Raw genomic sequence first — 11,560 nt, forward strand, 5'->3', positions numbered from 1 at the left:
CGTCGCGCGCCTCTGCCGAGACGAGGAAGGCGGTCAGCCCATGTCCTCAACGGAAGCCGTGGAAACCACCGGACCGGCCGAACCGGCTTATCCGGCCGGACTGGCCGACAGCGCACGGGAGCTGGCCGAGGGAACCACCACCTCGACCGAGCAGGTGTCCGCCGCGCTGCGCCGCATCGGGGCGAGCCAGCCCGTCCTCAACGCCTTCCGGCACCTGCGCGCCGAAGCCGCGCTCGCCGAGGCCGCCGAGGCCGACCGCCGGCTCGCGGCGGGGGAGCGGCTGCCCCTGCTCGGCGTACCGGTCGCGGTCAAGGACGACACCGACGTCGCCGGGATGCCGACCCACTTCGGCTGCGACGGCGACCTGCCCGTCGCCACCACCGACAGCGAGGCCGTGCGCAGACTGCGCGCCGCCGGAGCCGTGATCGTCGGGAAGACCAACTCCTGCGAACTCGGCCAGTGGCCGTTCACCGAGGGGCCCGCCTTCGGTGCCACCCGCAACCCCTGGCACACCGGCCACACCCCCGGCGGATCGTCCGGCGGCTCGGCGGCGGCCGTCGCGGCCGGTCTCGTGCCCGCCGCGCTCGGCTCGGACGGCGCCGGCTCCGTCCGCATCCCGGCGGCCTGGACCCATCTCGTCGGCATCAAGCCCCAGCGCGGCCGGATCTCCGGCCACCCGCACAGCGACGCCTTCCAGGGCCTGACCGTCAACGGACCGCTCGCCAGGACCGTCGCCGACGCCGCGCTACTGCTCGACGCGGTCGCCGGGCCCCACCCCGACGACCCGCACCGGCCGCCGCCCGTCGACGCCTCGGCCGCCGCCCGCCGCGACCCCGGCAGGCTGCGGGTGGCGATCGCCTGGCGCCCCCCGTTCACCTTCACCGGCTCCGAACCCCACCCCGACGTGCGCCGCGCCGTCACCGCACTGGCCGAAACCCTCGCCCGGCTCGGTCACGACGTCGAGGAGGCCAGGCCCCGCTACGGACTGATCGGCCTCGGCTTCGTCCCCCGGGCCACCGTCGGGATCGCCGAACTCGCCGCCCGCCACCCCGACCCCGCGCTCCTCGACCCGCGCACCCGCAGCGCGCTGCGCACCGGCACCCGGCTCGGCGGCCGGGTGGTGCGGGCGGCCAGGCAACGCGAGGTGCGCCAGCACCACCGGATCGGCGCGTTCTTCCGCACCTCCCGCACCGGCACCGGCTACGACGTGCTGCTCACCCCGACGACCGCGCTGCCGCCGCCCCCGATCGGCCGGTTCGACGGGCTCAGCGCCTGGCGCACCGACCTGGCGATGACCGAGGCGTGCCCGTACGCCTGGCCCTGGAACGTGCTGGGCTGGCCCGGCATCAACGTACCGGCGGGCTTCACCGGTGCCGGGCTGCCGGTCGGCGCCCAGCTGCTCGGCCCGTCCCGCAGCGAGGAACGGCTGATCTCCCTCGCCGCGCAGCTGGAGGCGGACCGGCGGTGGTACGAGCTCCGGCCACCCGCCGCGGCCGCCCCCGCGGCCGGCTGACCACGCACCCCCTCACCTCCACTCCGCACCGGCCGCGCCCCCTGCCCCACCCGGCCCCGCTCCGGCCCCGCGCGGGCCGGGCCGGGGCGCTCGCCCGGTCGCGGTCGCTCGCACCGGAGCGTGAAAACCGGGACCATGGATGTGGAATGGATGGGTGGTGAACCGTATGGCGCGCGCAGGCCCGCAGCCGGAGCCCTGCCCCGAACCGTTGCCGCCCAGAGCCCCCCGGGACACCCACGACGCGGCGAACGACGCGACCGCGGTGGTCGCCGGCACCGGCACGATCGTCGGCTGGACGCACAGCGCGCAGGAACTGCTGGGATACCGCGCCGTGGACGTGGTCGGGCGGTCCGCCGGCTTCCTGCTCGCCATGCCCGAGGACCCGGTCCGGGTGGCGGGCATCGCCGAGCGGTGCCGGGCCGGCGTGGGATGGAGCGGCGTCGCCCAGGTGCGACGGAGCGACGGCCGCCGGATCGCGGTGGACCTGCGGGTCTCGGCCGCCTTCCACCTGGACGGGCGGGAGTGCTTCCTGGTCTCGGGACGCGAACGGCGCCCGGAGTGGACGGTCGGCCAGTCCGTGCTGGACGCCTTCCTGACCAGCTCCCCGATCGGCATGGCCGTGCTGAACCCGAGCCTGCGCTACCTCTGGATGAACGACACCCTGGAACGCTTCGGCGGTGTGCCGCGCGAACAACGCCTGGGCCGCCGGCTGAGCGAGGTGCTGCCGGGACTGGAGACCGACGCCATCGAGACGCTGATGCGCGGGGTGCTGGACACCGGCGTGCCCGTCGTCGACTACGAGTACCTGGGCTGGAGCTGGGCCGATCCGCACCGCAAGCGCGCCTACTCCACGTCGTTCTTCCCGCTGACCGACGGCGACGACAACGTCACCGGCATGTGCTACATGGTCCTGGACGTCACCGACCGGTGGAAGGCCCAGCAGCGCCTGGCCCTGGTCAACGACGCCGGGGCCGCGATCGGCTCCACCCTGGACGTGATGCGCACGGCCCAGGAACTGGCCGACTTCGCGGTGCCGCGCTTCGCCGACTTCGCCCTCGTCGACCTGCTGGAACCGGTCGCCAGCCCCGAGGAGCCGGCCCCGTGGCCGCTGGGCCCGGGACTGTCCCGCGCGGACCTCGCCCGGTCCCGCACCGCCGACCCCTCGCTCCGGCCGAAGATGCGCCGGGCCGGGATGAGTTCGGTGCGCGAGGGCTGCCCGGAGGCGGTGGGCCGGATCGGGGACCAGGTCGACTTCATGCCCCCGCCCCACGACATCCGGTTCCTCATGGACGGTGAGCCCGTCCTCGTCCCGGTCCTCGATCCGGACAGCCACATCTGGGTGGCCGAACAGCCCGCGAGGGCGGCGAGCATCCGGGAGTTCGGGCTCCACTCCTTCATCTGCGTACCGATGCGGGCCCGGGACACGGTGCTCGGCCTGGTCACCTTCGTACGGTCGGTGAACCTCGCCTCCTTCGAACCGGACGACGTGCTCCCGGCCCGCGAGATGGTGGCGCGGGCCGCGGTGTGCGTGGACAACGCCCGCCGCTACACCCGCGAGCACGCCGCGGCACTGACCCTCCAGCGCAGCCTGCTCCCGCACACCCTGCCCGGTGGCATGGCACTGGACGTGGCCTCGTCCTACCTCCCGGCGGACGCCAAGGACGGTGTCGGGGGAGACTGGTTCGACGTCATCCCGCTGTCCGGCGCCCGGGTCGCCCTGGTCGTCGGCGACGTCGTCGGACACGGCATCGCCGCGGCCGCGACCATGGGCCGGCTGCGCACCGCGGTGCACACCCTCGCCGACATGGACCTGCCCCCCGACGAACTGCTGGCCCACCTCGACGACCTCGTGCTCCGCCTCAGCGAGGAGGAACCCGGGAACGGAATGCGCGGCACCCAGGTGCTCGGCGCCACCTGCCTGTACGCCGTCTACGACCCGGTCACCCAGCTCTGCACCATGGCACGCGCCGGTCACCCGCCGCCCGTCGTCGTCTCCCCGGACGGGCGCGTCGCCTTCCTCGAACTGCCCGCCGGACCCCCGCTGGGCCTGGGCGGGATGCCCTTCGAGACGGCGGAGGTCGAACTGCCCGAGGGAAGCCTGATCGGCCTCTACACCGACGGGCTCATCGAGGGCCGGGACCAGGACGCCGAACTCGGCATGTCCCGCCTCGGCGGGGCCCTGGCCCAGCGCGGACTGTCCCTCGACGCGCTGTGCGCGATGGTCGTGGAACAGCTGGTCGCCGTGCCCCAGCCGGACGACGTCGCCCTGCTGCTCGCCCGTACGCACGAACTGGGCGCCGACCACGTCGCCTCCTGGGAGGTGCCCGCCGACCCGGCCGCCGTCGCCGGTGTCCGGGCCCGGACCGCCCGCCTGCTGAGCGGCTGGGGCCTGGAGGAACTCCAGATGACGACCGAGCTGATCGTCAGCGAGCTCGTCACCAACGCGGTGCGCTACGCCACCGGCCCCATCCGGCTCCGGCTGCTGCGCCAGTCCGTCCTGATCTGCGAGGTCTCCGACACCAGCAGCACCTCGCCCCGCCTCAGGCACGCCCGGACCACGGACGAGGGCGGTCGCGGCCTCTTCCTCGTCGCCCAGCTCACCCACCGCTGGGGCACCCGCTACACGCCCGAGGGCAAGGTCATCTGGACCGAGCAGGAGATCCCGCCCCCCGGAGGGGAACTCCGGCCCGACGAAGGGGAACCGGGGGAGGGCGAAGGCGAACCGGGCCCGGCCGGGGAGCAACTCCCCGCCGACGAGCGGGAGTTCCCTCCGCCCCGACCGGAGAACTGAGCCCCCCGGCCGCCGGCGGTACCCGGACGAGTCATGTGACGGACGGACCCCTCACGCGGCAAACGGGTCCGGGCCGGCGAACCGCCCCGGACCCGTCCCGTCTCCCGGCCCGCTCCGTCACGGCACCCGGGCGGTCCATTCCTCGGTGCCGAACTTCGTCCGTACGAGCTCCTCGGCCCGCGCCATCTCCTCGTCCGTCACCTTGCCCCGCGTGAGTCCGTGCCGGGTTCGGAAGGAGTCGATCATCCGCTCGATGACGGCCTCGCGCGCCAGCCCCGTCTGGCGGCGCAGCGGGTCCACCCGCTTCTTGGCGCTCTTGGTGCCCTTGTCGGACAGCTTCTCCTTGCCGATGCGCAGGACTTCGAGCATCTTGTCGGCGTCGATGTCGTACGACATGGTCACGTGGTGCAGCACGGCGCCCTCCCCGCCGACCACCCGCTTCTGCGCCGCGCCCGCGATCTTCCCGGCCTCCGTGGCGATGTCGTTGAGCGGCTGGTACCAGGCCTTGATGCCCATGTCGGCCAGGGCGCCGAGCACCCAGTCGTCGAGGTAGGCGTAACTGTCGGCGAACGAGAGCCCGGATACCAGGGCCTCCGGGACGGAGAGCGAGTACGTGATGGTGTTGCCGGGTTCCACGAACATGGCCCCGCCGCCGGACACCCGGCGCACGACCGTGACGCCGTGGCGCTCGGCACCCTCCGGGTCGACCTCGTTGCGCAGGGACTGGAAGCTGCCGATGATCACGGCGGGGGAGGCCCACTCCCAGACCCGGAGCGTGGGCGGGCGGCGGCCCGCGGCGACCTCGGCGGTGATGACCTCGTCGAGCGCCATGTGGAGCGCGGGGGACTGCGGGGCCTCGTGGATGAGCTGCCAGTCGTAGTCGCTCCACTCGGTGGCGTGCGCGAGGGCCCGGCGCACGGCGACGGCGACGCCCTCGGAGGTGAGGCCGAGCATCACGGTCGAGGCGGGGAGCGCCGCGTCAATACGGGCGGCGAGGCCCGCGGTGTCGGTGTTGGCCGGGGCGCCCTCCAGCGCCGCGTCGATCGCGAGGATCGCCTCGTCCGGTTCCAGGAAGAAGTCCCCGGCCACCCGTACGTTGCGCAGCGCCCCGCCCTCGACATCCAGATCCACCACGACGAGCTTGCCGCCGGGGACCTTGTACTCACCGTGCACGGCTTTGTTCCCTTCCAATGCGCGGCGTGGCCCCTGAGCCCGTTGCTCCGACATGGATAGACACGCACGTGCTTCGCCTCGCACTTTAGTGCTGGCTCGTGACGAGCGACTACGCGGCCTCGATACCGCTGGAGCGGCATGTATGGGGCGACCGTCAGGCCTGTCATACGTCGGCGGGCTGAACAGAACTCGGCGCACAGCCCGACCCGTCTGCCGCCACCTGCGGCTCTGCCTTGGAAAGGGCCTCCGACCTGCATCGGAGGCCCTTTCCGGTCCTTCAGGAGCTTGCTGCGTCAGGCAGCGAAAAGTCCCTCGGACAGCGCTGAAAGTCCCTGAAAAGTGCCTGGGATGCAGGCGAGGGTTGAAGCTGTGGTCGTCGCCGGACAGCTCGATGGCGACGAGGCGATTTTTGAAGCGGTCCGCACGGCGGACGTGGGATGAAACGGGGGGCAGGCAGCTGCACGTCGATGATGAGCGGCAGCGTGATCTTCCCTGAATGGGCTCATAGCCGTGACGTGGTGAGCCGCTGACGGAACCAGTCCACAGCAGCGGGGACCCCTTCCTGAAGGGCTACGGGAGCGACTGTCGGGAACAGAGCTCGCAGGCGTGTGCCGTCAGCCTGTGAGTGGGGGACATCGCCGACGCGGCCCGGCACGTGTTCCCGTTGCACGCGGAGGCCCGTCGCCGTCTCGATCTCCTGGACCAGGGCCAGCAGCGAGGTACGCGTCCCGTAGGCCAGGTTCACAGGGCTTGGGCTAACGACCCGGCGGAAGAGGGCGTCGGTGAGGACGTTGCAGACCGTGCTCACGTACGTGAAGTCGCGCGTCTGGGTGCCGTCGCCGTGGATGGTCACCGGCTTGCCTGCGAGGGTGGCGCTGATCCACTTCGGGATGACGGCGGCGTAGGCGTGGTCGGCGCGCTGGCCGGGGCCGTAGACGTTGAAGAAGCGGAAGGGGAGGACCGGCAGGTCGAAGCTGTGGTGGTAGGCGCCCAGGTACGCCTCCGTCGTGAGCTTGGTGACCGCGTACGGGCTCATGGGGGCGGAGACGAGGTTCTCGTGCTTCGGCAGCTGGGGGTTGGCACCGTAGACGGAGGACGAGGACCCGGCGATCACGTGCGGACCTCCGGCGCGGCGGGCGGCCTCCAGAACTTGCAGGGTGCCGGTCGCGTTGGCGTGATGGCTGGCCAGGGGGTCACGCAGGGAGCGTGGCACAGAGGGGAGGGCGGCTAGGTGGACGACGGCGTCGGCACCGCGGAACGCCTGGTCGAGGAGAGCGGCGTTCTGGACGTCTCCTTCGAAGAAGTCCACATCGAGGCCGACGAGGTTCGCCTTGTCTCCGGTGGAGAGGTTGTCGACGACCCGGAGCTGGGTGACCTGAGGCAGCTCGGTCAGAGCACGGGCAAGGTTGCCGCCGATGAATCCGGCGCCGCCAGTGATCACTATCTTCACGTTGCTTCCCTTCAGAGAGAGTCGACGTGGGCACCGGAGAGCCGGCGGCGGCAGTCGAGTATGTACGGGGAGTGGGCGCTGATCAGGGGGTAGTCGAAGGCGTCGTGGTCCGCGAGCAGGACTACGGCGTCGGCTGTCGCGAGCAGGCCGGGGGTCACCTCGACCCGCTGGAGGCCTTCCAGGCCGGCGGCGCGGGGGTGGGCGTCGTCCAGGACGTGGGGGTCGGCGGCCTGGACCTCGGCGCCCATACCGGTGAGGAGTTCGGCGATGCGGGCCGCCGGCGTCTCACGGGCGTCCCCGGTGTTGGCCTTGTACGCCACACCGAGCAGCAGGATCCGGGAGCCCTTGAGTGGCTTCCCACGTTCGTTGAGGCCCGCCACGAGACGCCGCACCACGTAGTCGGGCATGTGGTTGTTGACGTCGTTCGCCAGCTCGACGAAGCGGAAGTTCTGCCCCAGGGTTCGCTCAACCCGCCACGACAGGTACGAGGGGTCGACGGGCAGGCAGTGGCCTCCGACCCCGGGGCCGGGGGTGAAGCGCATGAAGCCGAACGGCTTGGTGGACGCTGCGTCGATGGCCGCCCAGACGTCGATGCCCAGGTCGTGGGCGAAGATCGCCAGCTCGTTGGCGAGGGCGATGTTCACGTGCCGGAAGGTGTTCTCAAGGAGCTTGGTCAGCTCCGCCACCTTGCAGCTGGCCACGGGGACGACGGTGTCTACCAGGGATGCGTAGAAGTCACGGACCGACTTCAAGGAAGACGGGGTGATGCCCGAGACGACCTTGGGCGTGTTCTCCAGCCTCCAGCTGGGGTTCCCGGGGTCGATGCGCTCGGGGCTGTAGCCGAGGCGGAAGTCCCGGCCGGCGGCCAGCCCGGAGCCGCGCTCGAGCAGCGGGCGGAACACCTCCTCGGTCGTCCCGGGGTACGTGGTCGATTCCAGGACGACTGTCGCTCCGCGGGTCAGGTGGAGGCCCAGCGTCCGCGCCGCGTCCTCAACGTGCGACAGGTCCGGCGCGCCGTCGCGTAGTGGCGTCGGGACGGTGACGACCGCCACGTCGAACCCGGCGCAGTCGGCCGGGTCGACGGTCGGCGTGTAGACGCCGGCGGCGAGGAGGGGCGCCAGCCGCCTGTCCGAGATGTCCTCGACGTACGACTCGCCGAGCATGAGTCTCTTGATCCGCCCGGCGTCCACGTCGAGGCCGACGACGTGGTGCCCTACCTCGGCGGCTCGCACGGCCAGCGGGAGGCCGACGTATCCCTGCCCCACGACGACCACGCGGAGTCGATGGGGTTCGTGATTCCGGAGCATGTGGTCCACCTTGCTGAAGTCTGGGCTCGGGGGGAGCGGGGACGCACTTGTGGTGCGGGATTCGCGGTCGGCGGTGGCCGTAAGATGGGGAGCGCCTCGGCCGTCCGAGACTCGCTTGGCCGCCTGTCTCGGACGGCCGAGTGCTGTTCGTGGGCAGCGCGGGGAGGCCGGAAAACCCGTGGGCTGGCCAAACCCCCGGTTCGATACGATGACGGTGGCTTGCAGCCCTGTTCTGTCACCGTGTGTGATGCTGGCGTGCGATCGGAGTGATCGCGTCGGCTGCGGCCTCCCGACCTGGGCCCGCCGTGGCAGTGCCACCGGCGCCATACGTATGAAATGGAGCATCCAAGGATGGCTCGACACCTGGTAACCAGCGCGCTTCCCTACATCAACGGGATCAAGCACCTGGGCAACATGGTCGGGTCGATGCTTCCGGCGGATGTGTACTCCCGGTACCTCCGCCAGCGTGGTCACGATGTCCTTTACATCTGCGCCACCGACGAGCACGGCACCCCCGCCGAGCTGGCAGCCAAGGAGGCCGGGCTCTCGGTCGCCGAGTTCTGTGCGCAGGCGCACGACGCGCAGAAGGCCGTGTACGACGGGTTCGAGCTGGCCTTCGACTACTTCGGGCGCAGTTCCTCGCAGCAGAACGTCGAGATCACCCAGCACTTCGCGCGGAAGCTGAACGAGAACGGCTTCATCGAGGAGCGTGCGATCCGGCAGGTGTACTCGCCGGTCGACGGACGCTTCCTGCCGGACCGGTACGTCGAGGGCACCTGCCCGCACTGCGGCTACGACAAGGCCCGTGGCGACCAGTGCGAGAACTGCACTCGCGTCCTCGACCCGACCGACCTGATCGACCCGCGATCGGCGATCAGCGGTTCCACGGACCTGGAGGTCCGCGAGACCAAGCACCTCTTCCTGCTGCAGTCCAAGCTCCAGCACGACGTCGAGGAGTGGATCGCCACCGTCAGCGCGGAGTGGCCGCACCTGTCCACGTCCATCGCCCGCAAGTGGCTGACCGAGGGCCTGAACGACCGCGCCATCACCCGCGACCTCGACTGGGGCGTCCCGGTGCCGGCCGACACCTGGCCGGAACTCGCGGCTGAGGGCAAGGTCTTCTACGTCTGGTTCGACGCCCCGATCGAGTACATCGGCGCGACCAAGGAGTGGGCAAACGCCGTCGGCGATGGCGAGTCCCGTGACTGGAAGTCGTGGTGGTACGAGGCCGATGACACCGTCCGCTACACGCAGTTCATGGCCAAGGACAACGTCCCCTTCCACACGGTGATGTTCCCCGCCACCGAGCTCGGTGTGCGGGAGCCCTGGAAGAAGGTCGATGTCGTCAAGGGCTTCAACTGGCTGACGTTCTACGGCGGCAAGTTCTCCACCTCCCAGAAGCGCGGCGTCTTCACCGATGCGGCCCTGGAGATCCTGCCCGGGGATTACTGGCGCTACTTCCTGATCGCTAACGCCCCCGAGTCGGACGACTCGTCGTTCACCTGGGAGCACTTCACAGCCACGGTCAACAAGGACCTGGCGGACACCCTCGGCAACTTCGTCAACCGCGTGCTGTCGTTCTCCCGCAAGCGTTTCGGCGACGAGGTCCCGGCCGGGCACGCCGTCGGCGAGGCGGAGGCGAAGCTGGGCGAGGAGATCGCACGGCTGCTCGGCGAGTACGAGGAGCAGATGGAGGCCCTCCAGTTCCGCAAGGCCGCCGCTGCCCTGCGCGCGCTGTGGTCCGCGGGCAACTCCTACCTGGAGGAGAAGGCCCCCTGGCTGGAGATCAAGACCGACGCCGACGGCGCCGCGCTGACGCTCCGTACCGCGATGAACCTGATCCACCTGTACGCGGTCGTCTCCGAGCCGTTCATCCCGGCCACGGCCGCCGCCATGCGCGGGGCCTTCGCCCTGGAGAACGACACCGCGACCTGGGTGACCGCCGACCAGGCCAAGTCCCTGGACACCGTCCCGGCTGGCACCGCGTTCACCGTGCCGCCCGTGCTCTTCGCGAAGATCACGGAGGAGGACCTGGAGTCCTACCGCGAGCGCTTTGGCGGCGCCCCGGAAGCCTGACGGGCGTCCCCGCGCCCGCACCGTCCCGACTCTCATCGGACGGTGCGGGCGTTGAGGAGGACGGGCAGGTCCGCAGGCGAGACGTTCATGAGCCGCACGCGCGGAGCTGGGCCGCCGATCTCCACCCACGTGAGCCCGGCGGACCCGGGCACGTGCTGGAGGTACCGGTCGAAGCCGTTCCCGGTGAGCCACAGCAGCAGGCAGGCGATGCCCCCGCCGTGCCCGACGAGGACGGTGGTTCGCCGCCCCCCGGAGCAGACCTCGGCCCACAGATCCACGTAACGAGCCTGGACATCCTCCGACGACTCGCCGCCCGGCGTGCGGAGCCGGTGGATCGGCACACCGTGGCGAGCGGCCTCAGCGGCGGCGAGCTCTCTGGGCCGGCCCCCGAGGTGACCGCTGTCCTTGGCGGCCAGACGCTCGTCGACGCGGACATGGGCTGGGGCGAGCGTGGCGGTGAGAAGCTCGGCCGACTCCCGGCAACGGGACATCGGGCTGACGAGCATCTGGTCCATGGCGACCCCGGCCGTCGTGAGGCAGGCACCGACCAGCCGCATGTCGGCGCGTCCGCGCTCGCTGAGCCGGCCGCCGACCGCGCGGCCCTGGTGGATGCCCTGGAGGTTCTCCTCGGTCTCGCCGTGCTTGATCAGGTAGATGTGCTGGGTGTTCATGGCGTCGTGTCCCCTCACTCCGCTTAGTCCCAGTGGCGGACGTCGACGCGTGCGGAGACGGTGGTGGCGACCTCGTCGTGCTCGGCCTGGCTCATGGCGGGGAAGCGGTCGTGGTGCCACTCGACGTAGAGGACGGAGACGAGGCCGATCGTCTCGTCGGCGAGCAGCTTCCTGAGCACGGGGTACTCGGCGCCCTCGATGTCCATCTTTACGACGACGTGGTCCTCCGGCGTGGCGGTCCGGCGGAGCCAGGCGCTGAAGTCCACCGCCGGGACGGCGACGGGGGAGCTGTAGTCGATCTGCTGGTCGTACACGGGCGGTACCCGCTTGCCGGACATCACGGTGGAGCTCTCGTGGTGGCCGAGGAAGAGGTCGATTGTGCCGTCCTCGGTCCACACCGCACTGGGGGAGACCTCGACCAGGCCGGCGTGCTGGGCCTGCTCCACGTTCGCCGTGATGGAGGGGAGCAGGGTCGCATTGGGCTCGAAGGCGTAGAAGTCGTGGTCCGGGAGCTCGTGCATAAAGCGCTTCAGCACGATTCCGAGGTTGGCGCCGCAGTCGACGAAGATCTTGCGCATG

General features: G+C 71.1%; 8 protein-coding genes. 3 read left to right on the plus strand and 5 right to left on the minus strand.

Features of this window, described 5'->3' with window-relative positions:
- Nucleotides 1-40: 40 nt before the first annotated feature.
- Nucleotides 41-1,513, plus strand: a complete 1,473-nt coding sequence (locus OCT49_RS29415; protein ID WP_283854822.1) for an amidase — start codon at nt 41-43, stop codon at nt 1,511-1,513.
- A gap of 166 nt (nt 1,514-1,679) precedes the next feature.
- Nucleotides 1,680-4,304 carry a SpoIIE family protein phosphatase gene (locus tag OCT49_RS29420; RefSeq protein WP_283854823.1) on the plus strand — a complete coding sequence of 875 codons (2,625 nt, stop codon included), beginning with the start codon at nt 1,680-1,682 and terminating at the stop codon, nt 4,302-4,304.
- Between the two features lie 117 nt (nt 4,305-4,421).
- Here OCT49_RS29420 and lplAB read toward each other — a convergent pair whose 3' ends face one another.
- The 3 genes from lplAB to OCT49_RS29435 form a co-directional block, all read right to left on the minus strand.
- The gene (gene lplAB, locus OCT49_RS29425; RefSeq protein ID WP_283854824.1) at nt 4,422-5,477 is read right to left on the minus strand and encodes a lipoate-protein ligase LplAB; all 1,056 of its coding nucleotides are present in this window, start codon (nt 5,475-5,477) and stop codon (nt 4,422-4,424) included.
- 502 nt (nt 5,478-5,979) lie between these two features.
- Nucleotides 5,980-6,927, minus strand: coding sequence for an NAD-dependent epimerase/dehydratase family protein (locus OCT49_RS29430; protein ID WP_283854825.1), 948 nt, complete (start codon nt 6,925-6,927; stop codon nt 5,980-5,982).
- Nucleotides 6,928-6,938: 11 nt separating this feature from the next.
- A complete protein-coding gene (locus OCT49_RS29435) occupies nt 6,939-8,234 on the minus strand; it encodes a nucleotide sugar dehydrogenase (RefSeq protein ID WP_283854826.1) in 1,296 nt (431 codons plus the stop codon).
- A gap of 351 nt (nt 8,235-8,585) precedes the next feature.
- Here OCT49_RS29435 and metG point away from each other — a divergent pair, with 351 nt between their 5' ends.
- The gene (gene metG / locus OCT49_RS29440; protein WP_283854827.1) at nt 8,586-10,310 is read left to right on the plus strand and encodes a methionine--tRNA ligase; all 1,725 of its coding nucleotides are present in this window, start codon (nt 8,586-8,588) and stop codon (nt 10,308-10,310) included.
- Between the two features lie 32 nt (nt 10,311-10,342).
- Here metG and OCT49_RS29445 read toward each other — a convergent pair whose 3' ends face one another.
- The gene (locus tag OCT49_RS29445; protein WP_283854828.1) at nt 10,343-10,981 is read right to left on the minus strand and encodes a histidine phosphatase family protein; all 639 of its coding nucleotides are present in this window, start codon (nt 10,979-10,981) and stop codon (nt 10,343-10,345) included.
- A gap of 23 nt (nt 10,982-11,004) precedes the next feature.
- Nucleotides 11,005-11,559: an FkbM family methyltransferase gene (locus tag OCT49_RS29450; RefSeq protein WP_283854829.1), complete on the minus strand. Its 555-nt coding sequence runs from the start codon at nt 11,557-11,559 to the stop codon at nt 11,005-11,007.
- Nucleotide 11,560 lies beyond the last annotated feature (1 nt).

This window comes from Streptomyces sp. ML-6 (assembly GCF_030116705.1).
Taxonomy (GTDB): Bacteria; Actinomycetota; Actinomycetes; order Streptomycetales; family Streptomycetaceae; genus Streptomyces.